Annotated in this window: 28 protein-coding genes; 15 read left to right on the top strand and 13 right to left on the bottom strand. The window is 66.7% G+C overall.

What is annotated here, in order from left to right; genetic code table 11:
• The first annotated feature begins 76 nt into the window (after window positions 1-76).
• Window positions 77-1372 carry an acetyl-CoA C-acetyltransferase gene (locus R1H25_RS12990; RefSeq protein ID WP_012478738.1) on the top strand — a complete coding sequence of 432 codons (1296 nt, stop codon included), beginning with the start codon at window positions 77-79 and terminating at the stop codon, window positions 1370-1372.
• Between the two features lie 108 nt (window positions 1373-1480).
• On the opposite strand, the gene R1H25_RS12985 is transcribed toward R1H25_RS12990, so the two are convergent.
• The 3 genes from R1H25_RS12985 to R1H25_RS12975 form a co-directional block, all read right to left on the bottom strand.
• Window positions 1481-2776 (bottom strand): heme biosynthesis HemY N-terminal domain-containing protein, encoded by a 1296-nt coding sequence (locus R1H25_RS12985; protein ID WP_317223781.1) that lies wholly within the window; start codon window positions 2774-2776, stop codon window positions 1481-1483.
• A gap of 6 nt (window positions 2777-2782) precedes the next feature.
• Entirely contained in the window at window positions 2783-3760 is a 978-nt protein-coding gene (locus tag R1H25_RS12980; protein ID WP_317223780.1) for a uroporphyrinogen-III C-methyltransferase, read from the bottom strand.
• A 103-nt stretch (window positions 3761-3863) separates the two neighbouring features.
• Complete coding sequence (locus R1H25_RS12975) at window positions 3864-4673, bottom strand: uroporphyrinogen-III synthase (protein WP_317223779.1); 810 nt, start codon at window positions 4671-4673, stop codon at window positions 3864-3866.
• Between the two features lie 34 nt (window positions 4674-4707).
• On the opposite strand from R1H25_RS12975, the gene R1H25_RS12970 reads away from it, so the two are divergent.
• The 5 genes from R1H25_RS12970 to R1H25_RS12950 all read left to right on the top strand — a co-directional run bounded on the left by R1H25_RS12970 (window position 4708) and on the right by R1H25_RS12950 (window position 7793).
• On the top strand, window positions 4708-5175 hold the full coding sequence (locus tag R1H25_RS12970; protein ID WP_008266702.1) for a YiiD C-terminal domain-containing protein: 468 nt from the start codon (window positions 4708-4710) through the stop codon (window positions 5173-5175).
• Window positions 5176-5207: 32 nt separating this feature from the next.
• A complete protein-coding gene (locus R1H25_RS12965) occupies window positions 5208-5633 on the top strand; it encodes a hypothetical protein (RefSeq protein ID WP_014035526.1) in 426 nt (141 codons plus the stop codon).
• Window positions 5634-5690: 57 nt separating this feature from the next.
• Window positions 5691-6128, top strand: coding sequence for a rhodanese-like domain-containing protein (locus R1H25_RS12960; protein WP_004134671.1), 438 nt, complete (start codon window positions 5691-5693; stop codon window positions 6126-6128).
• 100 nt (window positions 6129-6228) lie between these two features.
• On the top strand, window positions 6229-6747 hold the full coding sequence (secB, locus tag R1H25_RS12955; RefSeq protein ID WP_005407596.1) for a protein-export chaperone SecB: 519 nt from the start codon (window positions 6229-6231) through the stop codon (window positions 6745-6747).
• Window positions 6748-6767: 20 nt separating this feature from the next.
• A complete protein-coding gene (locus tag R1H25_RS12950) occupies window positions 6768-7793 on the top strand; it encodes an NAD(P)H-dependent glycerol-3-phosphate dehydrogenase (protein ID WP_317223778.1) in 1026 nt (341 codons plus the stop codon).
• A 144-nt stretch (window positions 7794-7937) separates the two neighbouring features.
• Here R1H25_RS12950 and R1H25_RS12945 read toward each other — a convergent pair whose 3' ends face one another.
• The gene (locus tag R1H25_RS12945) at window positions 7938-8384 is read right to left on the bottom strand and encodes a DUF4440 domain-containing protein (protein ID WP_088480010.1); all 447 of its coding nucleotides are present in this window, start codon (window positions 8382-8384) and stop codon (window positions 7938-7940) included.
• 135 nt (window positions 8385-8519) lie between these two features.
• Here R1H25_RS12945 and R1H25_RS12940 point away from each other — a divergent pair, with 135 nt between their 5' ends.
• Window positions 8520-9185 carry an Ivy family c-type lysozyme inhibitor gene (locus R1H25_RS12940; protein WP_317223777.1) on the top strand — a complete coding sequence of 222 codons (666 nt, stop codon included), beginning with the start codon at window positions 8520-8522 and terminating at the stop codon, window positions 9183-9185.
• A gap of 60 nt (window positions 9186-9245) precedes the next feature.
• Here R1H25_RS12940 and R1H25_RS12935 read toward each other — a convergent pair whose 3' ends face one another.
• From R1H25_RS12935 to R1H25_RS12920, 4 genes are all read right to left on the bottom strand, one after another.
• Window positions 9246-9620, bottom strand: coding sequence for a hypothetical protein (locus R1H25_RS12935; protein WP_317223776.1), 375 nt, complete (start codon window positions 9618-9620; stop codon window positions 9246-9248).
• Between the two features lie 486 nt (window positions 9621-10106).
• Window positions 10107-11138 (bottom strand): ACR3 family arsenite efflux transporter, encoded by a 1032-nt coding sequence (gene arsB, locus R1H25_RS12930; protein WP_317223793.1) that lies wholly within the window; start codon window positions 11136-11138, stop codon window positions 10107-10109.
• 8 nt (window positions 11139-11146) lie between these two features.
• The gene (locus R1H25_RS12925; RefSeq protein WP_317223775.1) at window positions 11147-11650 is read right to left on the bottom strand and encodes an arsenate reductase ArsC; all 504 of its coding nucleotides are present in this window, start codon (window positions 11648-11650) and stop codon (window positions 11147-11149) included.
• Window positions 11651-11687: 37 nt separating this feature from the next.
• A complete protein-coding gene (locus R1H25_RS12920) occupies window positions 11688-12017 on the bottom strand; it encodes a helix-turn-helix transcriptional regulator (protein WP_057501315.1) in 330 nt (109 codons plus the stop codon).
• A 17-nt stretch (window positions 12018-12034) separates the two neighbouring features.
• Here R1H25_RS12920 and arsH point away from each other — a divergent pair, with 17 nt between their 5' ends.
• Window positions 12035-12763 (top strand): arsenical resistance protein ArsH, encoded by a 729-nt coding sequence (gene arsH, locus R1H25_RS12915; protein WP_317223774.1) that lies wholly within the window; start codon window positions 12035-12037, stop codon window positions 12761-12763.
• Between the two features lie 34 nt (window positions 12764-12797).
• Here the strand turns inward: arsH and R1H25_RS12910 are convergent, their stop codons facing one another.
• Both R1H25_RS12910 and R1H25_RS12905 read right to left on the bottom strand, forming a co-directional pair.
• Window positions 12798-13490, bottom strand: coding sequence for a hypothetical protein (locus R1H25_RS12910; protein ID WP_241882068.1), 693 nt, complete (start codon window positions 13488-13490; stop codon window positions 12798-12800).
• A gap of 165 nt (window positions 13491-13655) precedes the next feature.
• A complete protein-coding gene (locus R1H25_RS12905) occupies window positions 13656-13928 on the bottom strand; it encodes a hypothetical protein (RefSeq protein ID WP_010487149.1) in 273 nt (90 codons plus the stop codon).
• Between the two features lie 418 nt (window positions 13929-14346).
• Here R1H25_RS12905 and R1H25_RS12900 point away from each other — a divergent pair, with 418 nt between their 5' ends.
• The 5 genes from R1H25_RS12900 (at window position 14347) to R1H25_RS12880 (ending at window position 16993) form a co-directional block, all read left to right on the top strand.
• Entirely contained in the window at window positions 14347-14706 is a 360-nt protein-coding gene (locus tag R1H25_RS12900; RefSeq protein ID WP_317223773.1) for a hypothetical protein, read from the top strand.
• Window positions 14703-15278, top strand: coding sequence for an Ax21 family protein (locus R1H25_RS12895; RefSeq protein ID WP_004153562.1), 576 nt, complete (start codon window positions 14703-14705; stop codon window positions 15276-15278). Before R1H25_RS12900 ends, R1H25_RS12895 begins: the two co-directional genes overlap by 4 nt.
• A 125-nt stretch (window positions 15279-15403) precedes the next feature.
• Window positions 15404-16171 (top strand): DUF6597 domain-containing transcriptional factor, encoded by a 768-nt coding sequence (locus R1H25_RS12890; protein ID WP_049446136.1) that lies wholly within the window; start codon window positions 15404-15406, stop codon window positions 16169-16171.
• A 67-nt stretch (window positions 16172-16238) separates the two neighbouring features.
• Window positions 16239-16607, top strand: coding sequence for a VOC family protein (locus R1H25_RS12885; protein WP_107378920.1), 369 nt, complete (start codon window positions 16239-16241; stop codon window positions 16605-16607).
• Between the two features lie 59 nt (window positions 16608-16666).
• Window positions 16667-16993: a hypothetical protein gene (locus R1H25_RS12880; protein ID WP_317223772.1), complete on the top strand. Its 327-nt coding sequence runs from the start codon at window positions 16667-16669 to the stop codon at window positions 16991-16993.
• A 21-nt stretch (window positions 16994-17014) separates the two neighbouring features.
• On the opposite strand, the gene R1H25_RS12875 is transcribed toward R1H25_RS12880, so the two are convergent.
• Window positions 17015-17947 carry a DUF6624 domain-containing protein gene (locus R1H25_RS12875; RefSeq protein WP_317223771.1) on the bottom strand — a complete coding sequence of 311 codons (933 nt, stop codon included), beginning with the start codon at window positions 17945-17947 and terminating at the stop codon, window positions 17015-17017.
• A 203-nt stretch (window positions 17948-18150) separates the two neighbouring features.
• On the opposite strand from R1H25_RS12875, the gene R1H25_RS12870 reads away from it, so the two are divergent.
• Together R1H25_RS12870 and R1H25_RS12865 are read left to right on the top strand one after the other, a co-directional pair.
• On the top strand, window positions 18151-19125 hold the full coding sequence (locus R1H25_RS12870) for a Dyp-type peroxidase (RefSeq protein WP_208043808.1): 975 nt from the start codon (window positions 18151-18153) through the stop codon (window positions 19123-19125).
• Window positions 19126-19306: 181 nt separating this feature from the next.
• Window positions 19307-19723 (top strand): hypothetical protein, encoded by a 417-nt coding sequence (locus R1H25_RS12865; RefSeq protein WP_317223770.1) that lies wholly within the window; start codon window positions 19307-19309, stop codon window positions 19721-19723.
• Window positions 19724-19782: 59 nt separating this feature from the next.
• Here the strand turns inward: R1H25_RS12865 and pnuC are convergent, their stop codons facing one another.
• Both pnuC and R1H25_RS12855 read right to left on the bottom strand, forming a co-directional pair.
• Window positions 19783-20352 carry a nicotinamide riboside transporter PnuC gene (gene pnuC / locus R1H25_RS12860; RefSeq protein WP_317223769.1) on the bottom strand — a complete coding sequence of 190 codons (570 nt, stop codon included), beginning with the start codon at window positions 20350-20352 and terminating at the stop codon, window positions 19783-19785.
• A gap of 8 nt (window positions 20353-20360) precedes the next feature.
• On the bottom strand, window positions 20361-22550 hold the full coding sequence (locus R1H25_RS12855) for a TonB-dependent siderophore receptor (RefSeq protein WP_317223768.1): 2190 nt from the start codon (window positions 22548-22550) through the stop codon (window positions 20361-20363).
• Window positions 22551-22618 lie beyond the last annotated feature (68 nt).

Raw genomic sequence — 22618 nt, 5'->3', positions numbered from 1 at the left:
ATCACAGGGCGGCAGCTACACTTGGCTCCATTATGCCTGCTCCGCCGTGCAGGCCATGTTGCAGACACCCTCATCCATGCCAGGTATCTCCATGCCCAACGCTCGTCCCGTCGCCATCCTCGGTGGCGTCCGCATTCCGTTCTGCCGCCAGAACACCGCGTATTCGGATGTCGGCAACCTCGGCATGTCGGTCCGTACGCTGGGGGCGCTGGTCGAACGTTTCGGCCTGCACGGCCAGCAGCTGGGTGAAGTGGCGATGGGTGCGGTGATCAAGCACTCCAGCGACTGGAACCTGGGCCGCGAAGCCACGCTGTCCTCCGGCCTGTCGCCGCTGACCCCCGGCATCACCCTGCAGCGCGCCTGCGGCACTTCGCTGGACAGCATCATCACCGTTGCCAACAAGATCGCGCTGGGCCAGATCGAATCGGGCATCGGCGGCGGTTCGGACACCACCTCCGACGTGCCGATCGTCTACGGCAAGAAGCTGCGCGCGCGCCTGCTGGCCGCCAACCGTGCCAAGAGCACCGGCGACAAGATCCGTGCACTTACTTCCGGCTTCAAGTTCTCCGAGCTCAAGCCCGAGTTCCCGGGCGTGGCCGAGCCGCGCACCGGCAAGAGCATGGGCGACCACTGCGAGGACATGGCCAAGGAGTGGAACATCTCGCGCGACTCGCAGGACGAGTGGGCGGTGTCGTCGCACAAGAAGCTGGCTGCCGCCTATGAGCGTGGCTTCTTCAACGACCTGATCGCACCGTTCCGTGGCGTCGAGCGCGACAACATCCTGCGCCCGGATACCTCGCTGGAGAAACTGGCGACGCTGAAGCCGGCGTTCGACAAGGTCTCCGGCCGTGGCACGCTCACCGCTGCCAACTCCACCCCGCTGACCGACGGTGCCGCCGCCGTGCTGCTGGCCAGCGAAGAGTGGGCGCGTGCCCACGGCCATGAGCCGCAGGCCTATCTGCGCGATGCGCATGTCTCTGCGGTGGACTTCGTGCATGGCGAAGGCCTGCTGATGGCACCGACCGTGGCTGTGCCGGAAATGCTCAAGCGCAACGGCCTGACCCTGCAGGACTTCGACATCTACGAGATCCACGAGGCCTTCGCTGCACAGGTGCTGTGCACCCTGCGTGCGTGGGAGAGCGAGGACTACTGTCGCAACCGCCTGGGTCTGGATGCACCGATGGGCCGCATCGACCCGGACAAGATCAACCTGCTGGGCTCGTCGCTGGCCACCGGCCACCCGTTCGCCGCCACCGGCGCCCGCGTGATCGCGACCGCAGCCAAGCAGCTGGCCGAACGCGGCGGTGGCCGCGCGCTGGTGTCGATCTGCACCGCCGGCGGCATGGGCGTGGTGGCGATCGTCGAACGCTGAGCATGACGGTAGTGCCGGCCGCTGGCCGGCAAGCGCTGGTACGAAAACGCCGCCCGATGGGCGGCGTTTTTCTTGTTCCGGTGGGGGCCGACCGTTGGTCGGCACGCTTCACGGCAACCGCGGGTTGCCGAATTCGTCGCGCTCTTCGTTAGCGTCATACACCGGCGGCTGCACCGCGATCGGCTGCTCTTCCACCGTGGCGCGCAGAGGAGTCTCGGTGCCGCGCACCAGTTCCACGCTGTCCTCGCCGCGCTGCAGTCGCAGTGCATTGGCCAGGCACTGCGCGGCCAGCGCGTGCTCGCCACGCTGCGCGAACAGTTCACCCAATGCCTCCCACGCCGGGGCACCGGCGCCCGCGGCGATGGCCTCGTGCAGGAATGCATCGGCAGCGTCCCACTGCTGCTGGGCCAGGGCCACGCGGCCCTGTGCCAGGCGCAGCGCGGCCGAGTCGTCATGCACGTTGCGCCAGCGCGCCAGGTTGCTCTGGCGGGTGGCAAGGCGCTCGGCGGGAAGGCGACCATACAGCGCCACCAGTTCGTCGTCCCAGCGATGGTCCAGCGCTTGCTCCAGCGCCAGCAGCGCGGGCTCGTCCCAGTTCAGTGCCACCGCGCGGCTGGCATAGGCGCCAACCACGTCCGGAGTGGGGCGCAGCGCCTTGGGCGTGGCTTCCCACTGCGCAGCCAGCGCATTGACGTCGGCCGCTTCCAGCAGCGCCTGTGCCGCCAGGCGTGCTTCCAGCTCGCTGTTCGCGTCGGCCGGCAGCACCTTGCTCTGGCGCAGTGCACCCAGCTGGCCATACGCCTCGTGGGCGCGACCGGCCTGTGCCAGCGCTTCGGTTCGCAGCCACAGACCACGCGGCGGCAGCGGCTGGATCGCCGCCACATCCAACGCGTTGATCGCATCCACCGGCAGGTCGCGCGCCAGTAGCTGTTCGGCGCGCAGCAGCGCCTGCAGGGTGGCATCGCTCTCGCCCAGACGCTGCAGCAGCGCCTCGCCGGCGGGGCCATCGGCACGCGCCTGCGCACTGCGCACGGCGTTGGCCAGCGCCACCGCGCTCACTTCCGGATCCTTGGCGGCGCCGTCCAGCAGCTTCTCGGCACGCTGCCACTGGCCGTGCTCATAGGCCTGCAGGCCGTCGATCAGGCGCACCCGGCCCTGCCTGCGGCGGTAGCGGCCCCAGGCGCGGAACGGTGCAGCGATCAGGCTCCACAGCAGCCACAGCACCAGCACCGCAATCACCGACAGCAGCGCCACCTTCGGCAGGTTGCTGTGGTAGTCGTAGCCGCCGTAGCGCAGGGTCACTTCGCCGAAGCGGTTGAGGTCATCGGCGCCGAGCCATTGCGCGGCAACCACGCCGATGGCCACGGCCAGCAACAGCACGACCAGGGATTGCAAGGGTTTCATGGGGGATTACCTCCGGTCGGTCTGGGTACGCAGCTGCTGCAGGGTGCTGCCAAGAACAGCGTTGCTGGCCTGCAGCGGAAGCTCGCGCAAGGCCTTCAGTTCAGCACGTTGCGCGCGCAGGGCCGGTGAATCCGGCCAACGCCGCTGTGCCCAATGCTCCACGCGGTCCAATGCGGTATTGCGGCCCGTGCGGTCGCCGCGCTCGATTGCGGCACGTGCCAACGTCAGTTCCAGCTGCAGCGCATCGTCGGCATTGCGCTGCTCGGCGGCAGTCAGCGGGCCGTTCTGGCGGCTCGGGGTGATGTCCACGAACGGCGCCAGCGTGGCCTGCCACCACGGCTTGGCGGTGCTGCTGCCGGTCGTGCCGGTGATCTGCGAGGGCAGGCCCTGCAGCGCGCGGGCCAAGGCATCCAGCCGCTGCAGTGACTGCACACGCGGGCCGGTACCCAGCGCATCCAGCGCATCGCGTTCCTGTACCAGTGCCTGGCGCAGATTCAGGCTTTCGCTGTCGGGCAGATCGGCCAGTGCGGTGGCGGCCTGTGCATACAGACGGCGTGCGCCCTCCACGTCATCCGCGTAATTCAGGCGCTGTGCCGCCTGGGTCAACAGCAGTTCGGCCTCATCGCGCTGTACCGCCTGGCGGCCCTGGTTGGCGCTGTCGACCAGCTTGGCCAGGTTCTCTTCCAGCAGTGCACTGCGCTGCGAGAGGCCCAGCATCTCGTCGCGCAGCACGCGGTTGGTGGTCGCCGCGTCCTGCAGGCGCTGGCTGGTCGCGCGCTGGTCGCGGCGCAATGCGTCCAGCGTCGCCTCCAGGCCCTGCAGCTGCACGGCCATGGTCTGTGCCTGCGCGTGCTGTTCTTCCTGTTGCTGCTGCCAGACGTACCAACCGGCATAGCCGCCCACGCCAAGCACGACCACCCCGGCCAGCGGCAGCAGCCAGCGCACGGGTCGATGGGGTGAAGCAGTGGGCGGAGTGTCGTTCATCGGGCTTCCTTGTCGGCTGTGTTGCCAGTCGGTTCCGGCAGGCCGCGTTGTGCACAGCATCACTGTTGCCGACCACAGCGGCAAGCGTGACCCACGTCCCTGTTCAGGTCGCTGCCGGGACGGTGAGCGTGGCGTGTGCAGCCGCCACCAGCTGCGCGGTGGTGGGGCCGGCGGCGCGCACGATGTGTTGCAGGCCCAGTGCCCGCGCCTGTTCGCCGAGGCGATCACTGGCTACGACTGCGGTTGCGTGTGCCTGCAGGCGCTGCTGCAATGCGGCTGGAAGCTGCTGCCAGAAATGCTGCAGCGCTTCGCCACTGCTCACCGCCAGCACCCACGGCTGCGCTGAATGCGGCAATCGGGCCAACGTGCGGGGCGGCAGGCGCAGCAATCGGCGCTGGTAGACGTCGGCGCGTTCGATCGTGGCACCCGCCGCCTGCAGTTGCGCAGCGATCAGGCCACGCCCGCCGGGCGCGGTCACCAGGCCGATGCACAGGCCCTGTACGTCGGCCAGCACTGGCATCGCGAGCAGCCCCTCGCTGTCCATCCGCCGCGGTGCGTGCACCTCGCCGACGCCCAGCGCCTGCAGCGCACGCGCGGTGCCTTCGCCCACGGTCAGCCACGGGCTGCGCTGCGCTTCGGCCAGCGGCAGCAGGGACGCGGCTGCGGCAACGGCGGCCGGGCTGGTGAACACCACCCGATCGCAGTTCAGCGCGCGTTGCAGCTGGCGCACCACTAGCGTGCCCTTCAAGCGCTGCAGGCGCCACGGCGAAAGGGCCAGCACATGCCCGCCCAGCCCAGCAACGGCGCGGCGCAGCGCCACATGCTGGCCCTGCGGGCGCAGTGAAACCAGGGTCCAGCCCGCGTCGGAACCGGCGGCGCCAGTGGGTATCGTATGGTCGGCCATTGCCTGCATTATGCGGGCCCTTCGTTGTCTGGTCTCTGCTCCGATGTCCGTTGATGCTCTGACTTCCTCGCTGGCCGCCCTGCAGGACGTGCTGGACTGCATGCCGGCGGTGCGCGCCATGCAGATCCAGCTCGACGGCTATGCCGACGGCGTGCTGCGCATCACCGCGCCGCTGGCCGCCAACGTCAACGACAAGGGCAACGCCTTCGGTGGCAGCCTGGCCTCGGTGCTGACCCTGTCCGGCTGGGCGCTGGTCAGCCTGCGCCTGCGCCTGGCCGGCCACGATGCCGAGGTCTACGTGGCCGACAGCAACCTGCGCTACCTGGCCCCGGTCTACGAAGACCTGCACGCCCATGCCGAAGCCGCTGAGGCCAGCGGCTGGGATGCCTTCCTGAACACCTTCCGCCAGCGCCGCAAGGCCCGCATCAGCATCATCGCCACCCAGCCCGGTGCCGATGGCAAGCCCGCCGCCGAGTTCAGCGGTCGCTTCGTTGCCTTCGCCAAAGGGTAGGATGGCAGGCTGACGTTCTGGGGAAACCACCGATGCGCCGCCTCATCCAGTTCCTGATCTGTTCCCTGCTGCTGGCCAGCGCCGTGGCCTCGGCCGACGACCTCAGCCGCAAGCAGCGCAAGCTGCTGGAAGAGACCCAGATCGCCTACGGCGCCACCATCCGCTGGGGCAGCATGGACGATGCCATCGGCTATCTGGACCCCAAGCTGCGCAAGGAAAAGCCGCCCACCGAGTTCGAGCTCAACCGCTACGCGCAGCTGCGCGTGTCGTCCTACCGCGAGCGCAGCAGCGCCTCGCTGGACGGGGGCCTGGTCGAACGCCGCGTCGAAATCGGGGTGATCAACCAGAACACCCAGGCCGAGCGCACCGTGGTCGTGGTCGAGCGCTGGCGCTGGGACCCGGAAGCCAAGCGCTGGTGGCAGACCGCCGGCCTGCCGGACCTGTGGAAAGGGCAGTGACGGGCCGCGTCCGGCTTGTGCGACAATCGGCGCCCGCTTAATCGACCCGTGACCTGAGTGAATTACGAAGAGTTGCTGGCCTTTGCAGGCCGAAACCCGATGCTGTCCGCGGCCCTGGTCGGCCTGACCGTGGCCATCATCGTCACCGAGATCCGCCGCCTGTTCCGGGGCTTCAAGGGCATCAAGCCCGCCGAACTGACCCAGCTGATCAACGCGGGCGGCACGGTGGTGGTCGACCTGTCGGCCAGCGGTGACTTCGAGAAGGGCCACATTGCCGGCAGCCGCAATGCCCAGGCCAGTGCCTTCGGCCCGGACAACAAGCTGGTGGCCAATGCCAAGCAGTCGCCGGTGGTGCTGGTGTGCCGCAGCGGCAACGCCTCGGAAACCGCCGCCAAGGCGCTGAAGAAGGCCGGCTTCGAAAAGGTCTACGTGCTCGACGGCGGCATTCCCGCCTGGCAGCAGGCCGAGCTGCCGCTGGTCAAGGGCCGCAACTGATTGCCGCAGGTGGCGGATCCGGCCTTGTATGGGCCTGATGCCGCCCCCATCGCAGTAATTCGACCATCGTTTTCATTGCATTCACCTGGAGTTACTGGAAATGTCCGAAGAGATCACCAACGGCGCCGCTGCGCCGGTCGATGCCGCCACCGGCCCTGCTTTCACCGTCGAGAAGATCTACGTCAAGGACGTCTCCTTCGAGTCGCCGAACGCTCCGACCATCTTCAACGACCAGGTGCAGCCGGAGCTGCAGCTGAACCTGAACCAGCAGGTGCAGCGCCTGGGTGAGAACGCCTTCGAAGTCGTGCTGGCCGTGACCCTGACCTGCCAGGCCGGTGAGCGCACCGCCTATGTGGCCGAAGTGAAGCAGGCCGGCGTGTTCGGCCTGGTCGGCCTGGACCCGCAGTCAATCGACGTGCTGCTCGGCACCCAGTGCCCGAACATCCTGTTCCCGTACGTGCGCCAGCTGATCAGCGACCTGATCCAGGCCGGCGGCTTCCCGCCGTTCTTCCTGCAGCCGATCAACTTCGAAGGCCTGTACGCAGAAACCCTGCGCCAGCGCCAGGAGCAGGGCGACGCGCCGTCGCTGGCTGACTCCGAGCCGGCTGGCAACGCCTGATTCCTGCCGCGACGTCACGGATGAGCACTCCCGCTGACAAGATCGCCGTGCTGGGCGCCGGTTCCTGGGGAACCGCGCTGGCCAGCCTGCTCGCACGGCACGGTCACCCGACCGTGCTGTGGGGGCGCGATGCTGCCGTGGTCGACGCCATCGACCAGCGCCACGAGAACCCGCGTTACCTGCCGGGCATCCCGCTGCCGGACAGCCTGCGTGCCAGCACCGACCTGGCGTCGGCGGTGGAGGGCGCGGCCTGGATCCTGGTGGTGACCCCGTCGCATGCCTTCGGTGAAACCGTGCGTGCGCTGGCGCCGCTGCGTCCGGCCGGTGCCGGCGTGGCCTGGGCCACCAAGGGCTTCGAACCCGGTTCGGGCCGCTTCCTGCATGAAGTGGCGCGCGAAGTGCTGGGTGAGGACGTGCCGCTGGCCGTTGTCACCGGGCCGTCGTTCGCCAAGGAAGTGACCCAGGGCCTGCCGACGGCGATCACCGTGCACGGCGACGTGCCCGAGTTCGCGCAGACGGTGGCCGAGGCGATGCACGGCCCGGCGTTCCGTGCCTACACCGGCGACGACATGGTCGGTGCCGAGCTGGGCGGTGCGATGAAGAACGTGCTGGCCGTGGCCACCGGCGTGGCCGACGGCATGCAGCTGGGCCTGAACGCCCGTGCCGGCCTGATCACCCGTGGTCTGAACGAGATGCTGCGCCTGGCCGCTGCCATCGGCGCCAAGCCGGAAACGTTGATGGGTCTGGCCGGCCTGGGCGATCTGGTGCTGACCTGCACCGGCGACCTGTCGCGCAACCGCCGCCTGGGCCTGGCCCTGGGCCGTGGCCAGACGCTGCAGGATGCCGTGCGCGAAATCGGCCAGGTGGTCGAGTCGGTGCAGACCGCCGACGAAGTGATGCGACAGGCGCGCCGTCATGGCATCGACCTGCCGATCTCTGACCGCGTGCGTGCCGTGCTGCACGGCGAGCAGACGCCGGAAGAAGGCCTGCGTGCATTGCTGGCGCGGGAACAGAAACCGGAATACCCGGACACGCTGTTCAAGTGAATCGAAAAACCCCGGCCCAGTGCCGGGTTTTTTTTTGTGTGCGCCCCATCCACGCATGGCGTGGATCTACGACGGACCCCGCTTCTGGTAGCTGCCAACCTTGGTTGGCGCCCGGTAGCGCGGGGCCATGCCCGCCGGCATTCATCACCGCGCCCGCGGCGGCGCGCTGGTGTTGTCCATGTCCGAGAAGATCAACCACGGCCCATCGCTCACGCGCTTCAACGTGAGCGTGAACTTGCCGGTATCGACCACGTTGCTGCCGTAGCGGTAGGCACCAATGATGTAGCCCGTGTTGCCCCCCATCGAATACGCCAGGGCACGCAACCGCAACGGGCTGCTGCCCTGGCCGGCATACGCAGCCTCGATCGCACTGCGGCCGCGCACCGGCGGCTGGTTGCTCTGCAGCACAAAGCCATCCTCGGCGAACAGCGCAGCCAGTGCCTTGGCATCACCGTTGCGCCACGCCTGCTCATAGTCGCGCAGTACACGGTCCAGCGGTGCGGGCAGGGCTGCATCCGGGAGAGGCTTCGCGCCTTCTGCATCGTGGGCAATTGCTGGCGATGCCAGCAGCAGGGCACTGCAGAAGATCATGGCGAGTGGTGTACGGCGCATGCGTCCGGCTCCAGGCGATGACGGGAAGCTGTCAACGCATCCTAGCGCGGTGCTGGTTAGAATCACGCGGCCGTCGACGCGGACGATGCAGCGCAGATCAGACAAGGACACGCGATGAAGATGCGAATCACAGGGATGGCGATGATGGTCGCGCTGCTGGCGGCCTGCGGGCAGGCACCGGCGCCGGATGCAGCACCGGCCGCACCGGCACCGACCACCGAAGCACCGGCCGCCGCAGCAACAGTGGTCGAAAAGGAACCGTCCATCGAAGACGGTGTGGATCCCGCGGTATGGGACAACGAAGGCGAACCGGAAGACCCGAGCGCCGGCGGCGAACTGACCTGCGCGGACAATCCGCTGGCGACGCATTTCTTCACCCTGGTGGGTGGCAACGCCGTGGACGACTGCGGTCGCAAGGATCCGAAGGTTCTTGCCGCGTTCAACGCCCTGATGAAGAACACGGCCGCGGCCGAATCCGCCGACAAGGAGATTCCGTCGCTGCGCGAACGCCTGTTGAGCGGACCCAGCGGGCCTGGCGAACTGGTAGTGCTGCAGGGCGAGCCGTGGTGGTTCTACACCGCCTGCCAGGCCCACGACTGTCCCGGCACCGCGTTGGCAATGCTGTACTCGCCCGATCAGTCGAAGCTGGTCGGCCGTCTCACCGCGCGCTGCCGTGTGTGGTGGCTGGGCGAGCCGACGGCGGAACAACGTGCGCAGATCGAACAGCGCCAGCCACTGCAGGATGCTGCGTTGAAGGAAGACAGCGCGCTCTGCGAGTGATGTGGCGCGCGCCGCAGCGCCGGGCCGTGCCCGGCGTTGCAGTGAGCGTTGTTCCCCGTGTCACCCTTCCGGGCGCATGCGTGCGCTGACCTGTGCGGTCAGCGACAGACTGGCCATCATCAGGCCCTCCATCACGCGGTCGCCCACGTACTCCTCGTCGGGACCGTTCTGGCGCACGCGCTCGGCAGCCAGCAGCATTTCCAGCGCCACGCGCAGACCGGTCAATGCGCAATCCGCGTCGGCTAGCGCCATGCGGCGTCCCGGCATCTGGTGACGTTCGGGCCAGGGCTGGCCGTCGGCGGCGGAGCCCTTGCCGATGCGGTCGAGCGTGGCGATGAAACCGAGAGGATCGTGCGCGTGCGCCGCTTCCGAAGGCACGTCCGCGTTGGCGGGTACGTACTGCGTGCGTAGTCGGGAGGATTCGGGTGTGCTCATGGCAGTGCTCCGTGCAGGAAAGACGGTAGCCGCCACACAAAGGTGGCGGGCGGAGACGTGGCTCGAAAACCGGGAGATCACGAACAAGACCGGCAGGCACAAGGCCTCCACGCTCCGCCCGCCATGGCCGGCAGGCGGACCGACCGGCGCCACACAAGGTGACGCCGGCCGGCAAGCGCAAAACAACGTTCGTGATCTGACGGGTTTTCGAGTCCCGGCCACCCTTTCCCGGTGGCACGTCATCTGTACCGCCGTCGCTGCGCAACGCCAATCAGACAAGTTGCAAACAGCGTTCGATCGAAGACGCCTTCGGCATTCTTGCATGCTGTTAAGTAGCCGCAGACCGAGGCGCCGCAATGGCCGCAGCGGCTTGGGCAATATGCGACACGGATCGAAGTTGATGACGTGGCGTATGGATACCCGATCAAGCCGATGACGACAGTGCGGAGCGAAGAACGTAAATCGACATCGATGCACTCTGATCTGTCAGCGCTCTTCGCGTCTCTCGTACCAGGCTTGAGTACGATTCACGATCCGCACCACAGACAGCATCACCGGCACCTCGATCAGCACGCCCACCACGGTGGCCAGCGCCGCCCCGGAATGCACACCGAACAGCCCCACCGCTGTTGCCACCGCCAGCTCGAAGAAGTTACTGGCGCCAATCAGCGCTGAAGGGCCGGCCACGCAGTGCGCCACGCCCAAACGACGATTGAGCAGGTAGGCCAGGCCTGAAGTGAAGTAGACCTGGATCAGGATCGGCACTGCAATCAGTGCAATCACCAGCGGTTGCTTCACGATCTGCTGGCCCTGGAACCCGAACAGCACCACCAGCGTCAGCAGCAGCGCGGACAGGGACAGCGGCCCCAACCTTCGAAGCGCGAGTTGCAGCCCCGCCTCGCCGCTGCGCGAAAGGATCCAGTGCCGCAGCAGTGCAGCGACCAGTACTGGCGCCACAATGTAGAGACCCACCGACAACAGCAGCGTGTCCCACGGCACGCTGATCGCTGACAGGCCCAGCAGCAGTGCAACCACCGGCGCGTAGGCAATCACCATGATCGCGTCGTTCAACGCCACCTGGCTCAGAGTGAAGTTGGCATCACCGCGGCACAGGTTGCTCCACACGAACACCATGGCAGTACACGGCGCCGCTGCCAGCAGGATCAGCCCGGCGATGTAGCTGTCGATCTGTGCTGCGGGCAGCCAGTCCGCGAAGGCATGGCGCAGGAACAGCCAGCCCAGCAGCGCCATCGAAAACGGCTTGACCGCCCAGTTGATGAACAGTGTTACCCCGATGCCCTTCCAGTGCTGCTGCAACTGGCGCATTGCGCTGAAGTCGACCTTCAGCAGCATCGGGATGATCATCAGCCAGATCAGCGCGGCAACCGGCAGGTTGACCTTGGCGACTTCGGCTGAGGCCAGCTCCGCGAAAACAGCGGGTAGGAAGTGGCCCAGCAGCGTGCCGACCGCAATACAAAGCCCGACCCAGAGCGTCAGGTAGCGCTCGAACAGATTCATGGGGGTAGTCACGGCATGCGATCAGTTGGCGGCAGCTGTCCGATCCGATCCAGCGTGTGCTGCAGCGCCTCGCGGTCGGACCACAATGATTCGGGCAAGGCGAGCAATGCACGCAGGCGCGCTTTCACGATGGCATGGGCCAGCGCGAACGCCGCGACTTTCTCGGCATCGCTGCCCGCCACGGCCGCTGGATCGGGCAGGCCCCAGTGGCTGCGGACGAAGTCACCGAACACCACCGGGCAGGCCTCCGCTGCGGCTGAGTCGCATACGGTGATGACCAGATTCATGGGCGCTGCATCCACGAACTCATCCCACGACTTGCTGCGCAGCCCTTCAATGGGCATTCCTTCGGCCTGCAACTGGGCCAGCGCGAATGGATTGACCTGACCGGTGGGCTGGCTGCCCGCACTGAATGCCGTGAAGCGATCGCCGCCCCAGGCGCGCAGGGTGGCTTCAGCAAGCACGCTGCGGGCGCTGTTGCCGGTACAGAGAAACAGGACATTGCGGGTCATGGAGCAATTGCCTTGAGAGGAGAGGATCTGTGTGGGGTCAGCACTTGCAGGCAGGCGCCGTGGGCACGCATTGCTCGGTTGGCGAGCCCGCGCAGCAGTTGTGCGTCAGGTACTCGATCAAGCCGTTCATCGCATCGAAATTGGCGCGGTAGCAGACATGGCGGCCCCGGCTTTCGCTCTCCACCAGGCCGGCCTGCACCAGCTCCTTCAAGTGGAAGCTGAGCGTGGCTGGGGGCACCTGCAGGGCCGTGGCGATATCGCCTGCCATGCGACCTGCCGGGCCAGCCTCTACCAGCAGGCGGAAGGCAGCCAGGCGGGTGGCATGACCCAGCGCAGTCAGGGCGGCAATTGCATTCAATGTTTCCATATTTCTAGAATAGTCGAATGAATAAGCCCAACACAAGCTCCCACCTGCCCAATCTGGTGCACGCCTCGCTGCCCCAGCCCGATCACCACCAGCTCGCCGCGGCAGATCCGGGACCGCCACGCATCCTCCTGCTCTACGGCTCGCTTCGGCCGCAGTCGTTCAGTCGCAAGCTGGCGCTGGAAGCCGAGCGATTGCTGCGTCACCTTGGGTGCGAGACCCGCATGTTTGATCCGCATGCGCTGCCCATGCTGGACAGCGTGGACACAAGCCACCCCGAAGTGCAGCGGTTGCGTGCGTGGTCGCAGTGGTCGGAAGGCCAGGTCTGGGTCAGTCCGGAGCGGCACGGCACGGTCACCGGCGTGTTCAAGAACCAGATCGACTGGTTGCCATTGGAGGATGGCAGCTTGCGGCCCACGCAAGGCCGCACGTTGGCCGTGATGCAGGTGAGCGGCGGTTCGCAGTCGTTCAACACGGTCAACACGTTGCGCGTGCTGGGCCGGTGGATGCGCATGCTGACCATCCCCAACCAGTCGTCGGTGGCCAAAGCCTGGCAGGAATTCGATGACGAAGGGCGAATGAAGCCCTCGCCGTACTACGACCGGGTGGTGGACGTGATGGAGGAGCTGGTGAAGTTCACGCTGTTGACGCGTGGCAGGACGGATTACCTGGTGGACCGTTACAGCGAGCGCAAGGGCGATGCGCATGCCGCTGCATTGGCATGGGCCGCAGGCGCTGCAGCTTCCTGACTTCCAGTACGCAAACGCGCTCCACTACCCACTTCTACTTGCTTGCGCGCCGCGCGCCTTTCTCGTCTTCGTCCTTTGCATCACCGCGGCTCTGCGCGAACTCCGGGAACGTCTTCGCGATCGAATCCTTGTCCGGCAGGATGTAGAACACACCGCCCTTCTCGAACGTGGACTGCACGATCTGGTCGTAGAACGCGGGCGAGACGTTGATGCAGCCGTGGGTGACGCGGTTGTCGTCCGGCGTCGGCGTTGCCAGCCGTTGGGCGCGCTTCTCTTTCGGGGTGCCTGGCGGCAGCGGGTGCATCGAGACGGCGGAATCGTAGTCCACCCACAGCACGCGCCCGGCATCGTCGGAGGGGCCGTAGCCACCAATGAAGCGGCCCGCCGGGGTGGTGCGGTCATGGCCTGGAATCGCACTCAGTGCGAGCTTGGCAACGCCCGGGGCCGAGTGATCACCGATGGCCGAACCGAACAGTGCCGGTGCTGCACCGCGCAGCTTGCCGTCGCCACCGAAGACCAGTACCTGTGCCGCCGCCTTGTCCATGATCGCGAACGGATAGCCCTGGTTGTCCTTGCTGGCGACGACCCAGCCAGCCAGTTCAATCACTGTCTCGGACACGCTCTGGTCGGGCGGAAGCTCATCAACGGCGGCCACAGGTGTTTCAGACGCGTCCTTGTCCTTGTCCCTGGCATTGGCTACGCCGCTGCACGCGACGACCAGTGCCATGGCCAGTGCGGCATGGAGGGCGCGGCGTGCAGGGGAGGAGGAAGTGCGAATGGGACGACTCCTTGCAATGCAATCTTGGTGGAAGGATGCCAGTGGCCGGCGAAGGCCACTGGGTCCCGATACACCCGATACAGAGGTGGATCAATTCAAACGGTGAGGGAGCGATTATCCGCGCGGCTTGCGGCCGGCAGGTGCCCTTTCAAGCTGCTGCACGCGGCCTTCGATCTGGTCCAGGCGCTGGTTGGCCTGCTGTGCGGACTGGTTGGCGGACTCCGCGCTCTGCGCGGCACCCTGCACCTTTACGTCGAGCTGATCGAGACGCGAGTTGATGGTTGCAAACTCGTTCTTGTAAGAGGCGCAGGCGCCAAGGCTGACGGTGGCGATGAGCGCTACAGCAAGTGCGCGGGCCGTCTTCATGTGTTGCGGGTTCAGGTTCATTGCACTCCCTCCTTCGTCTGGGGAAGCTGGAATATAGCGGCGTTTGTTCCCGGCGCTACCAAGCGCTTTCAGCTGGAATTTGAATACGTGGATGCACTGTGAAGTCCGTTTCTGACTCAGCATTAACAAGCGGGATCAGGCGAGCTGATGTACGCCGGCCGATCGCCTTGTGCCTGTTCAGAACAGCCAATTCATCTGTATGAAGCCGCTGTCACATCGATTGCACTTCTGTGCCGTTGTCGGCAGCACCCGCCATCAGGCATCGGCTCGCCTCACGCGCGATTGCGGGGCGCGCGCAGCACGGAATCGCTCAGTCCGCGAACGTCACGCTCTCCATGATTCCGTAATTCTCACTGTCCCCCACCTCCTCTGAGTACGAGTAGGCAGCCCAATCCGGGAGCGAGACGACCACGCTCGTATGGACGAGATTGATCACGACTTCCAGGTTCAACACTTCGAAGCGATGGTGGCCGCGGATGATAGGGACGGTGCCAGTGAGCCGCTATTGGAAAAGTTGCAATTCGCCCTGATGCGAAGGCAATTCGACGCAGGCGTGCTCCACGCACGCCTGCGCAGCAAGTGCGGGGGAGATCGCACCTTGAAATGCGGCCATGCAGAGTTCCCTGAACGGGAACCATATTTATACACCAGTCAGTTCAATATTCAGGGTCGATTAGACCCCCTAACGGATAATTCACACCTGTCGACCGCCTCATCTCTCTCCCCCTCCCGGGAGGCGGCCGACGAAACCAAAATAATTAAAGGTGTGTCCCGATGAACAAGAATTCGCTGCTCGCCCTGGGTCTTCTGGCTGCTCTGCCGTTCGCTGCATCGGCAACCGATGGCCTGTCGTACAACTACGTTGAAGGCGGCTACGTGAACACCGATGCCAAGGGCGGCGACGCCGATGGCTGGAAGGTGAAGGGTTCCGTGGCGGTGCACCCGAACTTCCACATCTTCGGCGACTACAGCGCCCAGGAAACCGACAAGTTCAAGAATGACGTCGACCAGTGGCGCCTGGGTGTCGGCTACAACTATGGCATCGCACCGAACACCGACCTGGTGGCCCGTGTTGCGTACCAGAAGTACGACGAGAAGCGCGGCCTGGACTTCAACGGCTACTCCACCGAAGTGGGCGTGCGCACCGCGTTCAACCCGTACGTGGAAGGCTACGTGATGGCAGGCTACGAAGATTTCAGCAAGAAGCACGGTTACAACCCGGACGGCGAGTTCTACGGCCGTGTCGGCGCCACCGCCAAGTTCAACCAGAACTGGGGCCTGAGCGGCGAAGTGAAGCTGGCCAAGGCCGGCGACCGCGAGTGGTTCGTGGGTCCGCGCTTCACCTGGTAACAAACGCCTGTCGTTAGTGCGTGTTGTGCTGGCGTGTGACTCTCTCTCTCTCTCCCACACGCCAACCGAAGCCCGGCCTCGCGCCGGGCTTCACTTTTATGGGCGCTGTGGCGCCACAATGCGGTATGGGCGACCTTTCCTCCCTCGCAGGCACCGGCACGGCCTACCAGGAGCATCTGGCGCCTGCGCCGCTGCGTGGCCACTTTGGCCAGCTTTGGCAGAGCCAGCTTCCTGCCGATGCCGATGGGCACATCACCGTATTGCCCGATGGCTGCGTGGATATCCTCTGGCGCGACGGTGCGTTGTTCGTGGTCGGCCCGGACCGCGTGGCCGCGCACCCGGCGCTGGCACCCGGTGCACAGGTGCTGGGCGCACGCTTCCGTCCCGGCCAGGCATTGGCCGCGCTGGGCCTGCCTTTGGCCGGGATCATCGGCCAGGCCGTGCCACTGGCCGATCTGAAGGGCACGTGGGCGAACAAGGCTGCGGCCTCCATCGGCGACACCGCGCCTGCACTGCGCCTGCAGCGGATGGCGCACTGCCTGCAGCAGCATATGGGTGCGTCCGCGCTCGATACGTCGGCGCAGCGTGCACATGTCCTGTTCCGGGCGCTCGCCGCGGGTGACGCCACGCTGGATACGCTGGCGGCGCACTTGAGCCTGAGCCCGCGCAGCCTGCGACGTTTCAGCCAGTTGCAGTTCGGCTACGGCGCCAAGACGCTGGAGCGGATCCTGCGCCTGCAACGCTTCCTGCGCCACAGCCGTGCGCTGCCGCAGCACTCGCTGGCGATGCTGGCCGCAGAGGCCGGCTATGCCGACCAGGCCCATCTCAGCCGCGAGGCGCGCGAGCTTGCCAGCATGACCGCACGCGAACTGCGCCTCGAATGGGGCCAATGATGGCCGTTTCGTTCAAGACCGCGATGCCGTGCTGATTGAAGCTGGGCTCCCACCCAGGAGCCACGCCATGAGCCATACCGCGCCCCACGATGCCGAACGCCGCATCGACAACATCGAATTCAACGTCGCCGACATCGCCCGTAGCAAGCGCTTCTACGGCGAGGTGTTCGGCTGGCATTTCACCGACTATGGCCCGGCCTACACCGAGTTCGACGACGGCCGTCTGAAAGGTGGCTTCGTGGCCGACGCGCCGGTGCGTGCCCACGGGGGGCCGCTGGTGATCCTCTACTGCGCGGACCTGGCCGATGCACAGCAGCGTGTAATCGCTGCCGGTGGCGAAGTCGTACAGGCGGTGTTCGCGTTCCCCGGCGGCCGCCGCTTCCACTTCCGTGATCTGGACGGCTACGAACTGGCGGTCTGGAGTGATGCGACCTGAACCTGCTGATACCCGCCGCGGAGCATGCGTACTGGGCCGAGCCAGGCAGAGTCCAGCGCATGCTGATCCCCATTTCCGCGTATGTGCAGCAGGCCGACGGCAATACCGTGCAGGTGGTGGTGCTGGACGCAGACGCGCGTGCGGCGTTGCAGGCACTCGGCATGGCGGGGCAGGCGGCGACATTGTGCGCCGAAGTGGGCGACGACATCGGCAAAGCCCGCTTGTTCGCTGCCCTGCGTGACCGGGGCGTAGCGTTCTTGGCCGGTCGCGAATGGAGCCCGGCCGAGGTGTTTGCCTGGCTTCGCGACCGCGGTCTGCTCGAAGGTCCGTATCTGCGCATCGGCTGGACCGACCCACGGCAGTACGTTGTCTGCATCGACCCGTGATGCGTCCAGGCTGATACGGCCCTAGCGGACCGGCTTGCGATACGCCTCCGACAGCGTGGCCTTGTACTGCGCCAGCGGTTGCAGCCCCATGACCTGGCGCCGTGCGTCCAGTCCGTCCATGTCTTCGGTGGGCCGCAGCTCCATCGTGCCGTCGCCGGCGGTGGTGAACTGGCTGCCGTAACGCTGCGGCTTGCCCTGCGCGAGCAGTACGCGATCGGTCAGCAACGCCAGATCGGGAAGATCGGCCTCGCCGGCCTTCGCCGCATGTTCGATCATCGGCAGTACCTGCGCCTGGAACGCGGGATCGTGATCGGCGTGCTGGACGATCAGCCAGGCCGCCTTGGCCCCGTCATGGCCGACCCGCGAATAGGTCGGCCAGCCCTTGTCGGCAATCATGGTCTTCAACCAATCGGCATTGGCCTGGGCCACCGGTGCTACGCCCTTGAACGCATTGCCACCCCCCGCGTCGATGGCCACATGCTGGGCGGCCTGGTCACGTGCGGCGCGCTCCAGCAGCTCTTTGCGCAACGGGGCGTCCAGCTGCGCGAGGCGTTGCTGCTCGGCGGCTTCCACGCGCCGCTGCATGTCCGGCCACGCCGGATCGGCGCGCAGGGCGTTCAGGCCCGGTCGATCCTTGTGCAGCAGATCATCGAATGACAAGCGCCCGCGGGGCAGCAGTTGGTTCACGTAGTCCATTGCCTGGCTGCGGTCGCCGGCAGCGGCCGTGCATTCCACCAGCAGCAGCTCGCCGCCGTCGGGGAAGCGGCCACCACGCTGCAACAGCTCGCCGAGCAGTCGCGCGCATCCGCTGAAGTCGTCGGCGCCGTAGCGATCGAGGGCGGTGAAGAAGGGATCCTCGGCAGCGGCGTGCGCGCCAAGCGGTGTTCCCAACGCCAGAGCGAGGGCCACGGTTGTGGCGGATGCGCGCAGCCACTGCATCGATGTATGGGACATCAGCGTCTTCCTCCGTGAAGTGCAGGGATGGCCACGTGCTGCCGGCCTCATGGCCCAGGCTAGCAGTGTCATGGCGCTGTCTCAAACGCACGCGGCATCCGCCGCGACCTGAGAACCGCTCCGTCGCCGATCAGGAGCTTCGGCTATGATCGCCCGCACATCGCCACGCGCGATGCGCCCGTCTCAAGCCTGCAGGAACCGCCGTGAACTCCCAGCCCGCACCGATCACCGCCCTCAACCACACGCTCGACAACGAGCCGCAGCAGATCACCGCGCCACTGACCCATTCGGCGGCGTTCCTGGTGCTGAAGGTGAAGGATGACGAGGCGTCGATCGCCAAGGCGCGCGAGGTGCTGGCCAGCACCGATGATCTGATCAAGAACACCGCCATCCGCGAGATCGAGCGCACCTTCACCTGCAACGTGGCCATTGGCTACCGCGTTTGGCAGCCGCTGGTGGGCACCACGCCGCCGCGTGAGCTGCAGCCGTTCCGCGAGATCAAGGGCGCGACCCACACCGCCGTGTCCACACCCGGCGACCTGCTGTATCACATCCGCGCACGCACCATGGACCTGATCGTGGCATTCGAGCGCAACCTGCTGATGGCCTTCGGCGATGCGGTGGAGACGGTCGATGACGTGGCCGGCTTCCGTTATTTCGATGGCCGCGACCTGCTCGATTTCGTCGATGGCACCGCCAACCCGGAAGGACTGTCGCTGCCGGAAGCCACGATCGTGGGTGAGGAAGACCCGGAGCATGCCGGCGGCAGCTACGTGGTGGTGCAGAAGTACCTGCACAACCTCGACGCCTGGCGCGCGCAGAAGACCGAGGCGCAGGAAGCGATCATCGGCCGCACCAAGCACGACAACATCGAGCTGGATGATGCGCCGGCCGATGCGCAGAAGTCGCACAAGACGTTGTGCACCATCGAGGATGCCGACGGCGAGCACGAGATCCTGCGCGACAACATGCCGTTCGCCAACCCGGGTCGTGGCGAGTACGGCACCTACTTCATCGGCTACACGCGCCGCCTGTGGGTGATCGAGAAGATGCTCGAGCGCATGTTCATCGGCAATCCCGCGCCACTGCACGACCGCATCCTCGATTTCTCCACCGCCACCACCGGCGTGACCTTCTTCGCGCCTTCGCGCAAGGTGCTGGCCGATCTCGGCGATTGATCGCGCCTCTCGTCCTTGCGCATGCTACTGGCCGCTCTGTTCCAGTAGATCCACGCCATGCGTGGAAGGTGCACACGTTGCCCGTAGCAGCCACGCATGGCGTGGCTCTACTGTGCCGCCATCTGCCTGTCATCTACCGCGCCGACCATGTCGTGCTGGATGGGAGTGCAGGAGGCGGGCGATGACCATGACCGGAAACAGGAGCGGCGCACGCCGCGGGTGGAAGCGGCTGGCCGCGTTGTTCGGTGCGCTGGCACTGGGGAGCGCTGCGGTGTCCGCGCAGGAAGCCCCTGCGCACTGGATGGCCTACGCCGCCGCCGTGGGTGGTCAGCTGCAGCAGCGCCTGCAGCAGGAGCAGGACCCGCAGGCGCAGCGCGTGCTGGAATGGCTGCAGGCACATCCGGATACACCGACGCCGCTGCCGGTGAGCGTGTGGATCGCGGCGGATGGCCGCATCTCGAAGCTGGAATTCGACAGCCTGGGTGATGCCCAGGTCGACGCCGACCTGCGCGCGACGCTGCAGGCCGGCCCGCTGCAGGCGGGACCGCCGGCGGACATGCGCCAGCCGCTGCGGCTGGGTTTGGCCCTGACCCCGTAGATCCACGCCATGCGTGGATGGCGCGCCGATTGCCCGTAACAGCCACGCATGGCGTGGCTCTACCGGGTTGCCACCTGCGGTTCACGCGCAGCTGCGCTCCATGCGCGCAGCCCGAACACGGCCAGGCCGAGGAAGAACACGTACAGCGCGGCGGTCACATGCAGCGACTTGAACAGGTACGCACCCACGTACACCAAGTCCACCGCGATCCACACCCACCAGCAGGCCACGTGGCGGCGTGCCTGCCACCACTGGCCGACCAGGCTCAGCGCGGTCAGCATCGCGTCCAGCCACGGCAGCGCGGCATCGGTGAAGGTGTGCATGGCCGCACCCAGCGCCACGCCACCGCAGAGACCGATGGCCAGGTCGCGCAGCAGCTTGCCGCGCGCCAGTGGCATGATGCGGACGCTGCCCTCGTCGGCGGCGTGCTGCCGCCAGTTGAGCCAGCCGTAGACCAGGAAGCCACCGAAGGCGACCTGCAGCAGGGTGTCCGAGTACAGCTTGGCCTCGGCGAACACCAGGCCATACAGCATCACCGACAGCAGGCCCACCGGCCACGCCACCAGCCGGCGCTTGGCCATCAGCCAGACGCCGAGGATGCTGCACAGCGCGGCGGCCCACTCCAGCATCAGGCCGCTCACAGCGCGAACGTCACCGACAGGCGGGCCTGTCGCGGTGCGCCGGGGAACAGGTAGTAGTCACCGCCGCTGCTGCCGGTATCGCGCCAGTAGAAGCGGTTGAACACGTTGTCCACCGACAGGTTCCAGGTCACCGCACGCTCGTGCAGGCGATGCTGGAAGCGCAGGCCGGCATCGAACACCGAGTAGTCCGGTGCGCGCACACCACCATCGGCGCGGGCGACATTGGCACCGGCATAGCGCCAGCCGCCGGTCACGTCCAGGCCCTGTACGAACGGCAGCGCATAGGCCACGTGCACGCTGGCGCGCACCTTCGGCACGTTCACCAGCTGATGGCCTTCATAGGCGGGCGTGCCGGTGTCGCGCGCGCGTGCCCGCAGCACGCTGGCGCTGGCCACGATCTGCAGCGCATCGGTCAGCTGGCCATTGGCGGTCAGCTCCAGGCCGGTGTGGGTCTGCTTGCCTTCCTCGACGAAGGTGTAGCCGACATCGCTGCCGTCCGGCTTGGCGTACTGGTACGGCTGCGAAATGCGGAACAGCGCCGCGCCCAGGGTCAGCACCTCGACCGGCATGTACTTCACACCCACTTCCAGCTGCCGCGACTGCACCGATGGCAGGAAGGTATCGGCGTTGCTGGTCCAGAACGGCGCTTCCTGGCCCAGCGAGATGCCGCGCACATAGCTGGCATAGGCATTGAGCTGGTCGGTGGCCTTCCACACCACCGCAGTCTGCGGCAGGAAGCGCGAAAGGCGGCTGTGCCGCTGCGGGACGCCACGCTTGTCGTAGGCGCGCTCGTCGAGGCGCACGAAGCGGCCACCGGCCAGCCACTGCCAGTCATCGCCGAAGCTCATCCGGTCCAGCGCGAAGAACGCGGTCTGGCGGCTGTCCAGGCGACGTGCGGAGGGGCCCGGCATCTTCGGCGACGGCGCGAACACCGGCACCTGCGCATCGTGGATGTTGGTGGTGCCGACGTATTCGTTGACGCTCGGGCGCTTGTCCACGGTACGGCGGAAATAGTCGGCGCCGAGGGTCAGCTCATGGCCGACGCTGCCGGTCTCGAAGCGGCCACGCAGTTCGGCACGGGCCTGCTGGTTGCGGCGGGTGTCGTCCGGGCTGCGGTAGTCGTAGACGTCGTAGTCGCCGTTGGGCGCGAAGTAGTTGCCCGGCACGCTGCCATCGGCGCACTGCACGGCGTAGTAGCAGCCATAGGCGAAGGCGACGTTGTCATCGATCACCGAGCGGCTGTGGCCGACCGAGACGCGCGACTGCCAGGCCTCGTTGAAGTCGTAGGTGTGCAGGGCGGTGATGTTGGTGCTGGCGATATCCACCGGCCGCTGCCACGGCTGGTAGCCGAGCAGGTGCTCGCGGTCGACGCCGCGCGGCAGGTCGCGTGCGCCCAGCAGCTGGTAACCGGACACCGAACGCTGCGAGCTGGTCTGGTAGTTGGCATCCACCTCCAGCTTGCCGCGCTCGCCGATCAGCCAGTCGGCCGCGAGCGAGTAGAAATTGCGGCGGCCATCGGCGTGCTCGACATAGGAATTGCTGGAATCCCACGCGGCATTCAGGCGCAGGCCGAAGCGCGGGGTGATCCAGTGGCCGACATCGACAGCGACGTAGCGCGAACCCTCCGAGTCGGTGCCGAGCGTGGCGGTGCGCACTTCGGCCGGGCGCTTGCCGATGTAGTTGATGATGCCGCCGGGTGCCATCACGCCTGCGGCCAGGCCGGCTTCACCCTTGAGGATCTCCACCGACTGCACGTTCTCCAGCGCCAGGCGCTGTTCGCCGGCGATGGACAGACCGTTGAAGCGGTAGCCGGTGGCGGCGTCCAGGGCGAAGCCACGGATGGCGATGTTCTGGTAGTAGCCCACCGGTGCATACGCATCACCCAGCGAGGCGTCGTTGCTGGCCAGCTCGGACAGCGAACGTACCTGGCGACGGTCGAGGTAGTCGCGCTCAAGCACGTTCACCGACGCCGGCGTGTCCTTCCAGGAACCACCACCGAAGGCGTTCACGCGCGAGGTATCGGCCTTCGGCTTGCCGGCCTGCACGCGCACCGCCGCCAGTTCGGTCGGCGAACGCTCGGCGCCGGTGGCAGCCGCATCGGGGGACGCCTCGGCTTCGCTGGCGTGCAGCGGCAGCGCGGCGCAAAGGGCGAGGGAGAGCAGGGTGGGGTGCAGGCAGCGGTTCATTCGGTTCGTCTTCGGACAACAAGGGAGACGAAGCGACGGCGCGCAGGTGCACCGGCCCATGACGGGGG

The sequence above is a fragment of the Stenotrophomonas veracruzanensis genome, from assembly GCF_032911525.1.
Classification (GTDB): domain Bacteria; phylum Pseudomonadota; class Gammaproteobacteria; order Xanthomonadales; family Xanthomonadaceae; genus Stenotrophomonas; species Stenotrophomonas africana.
This window is presented reverse-complemented; position numbering and strand designations above follow the sequence as displayed.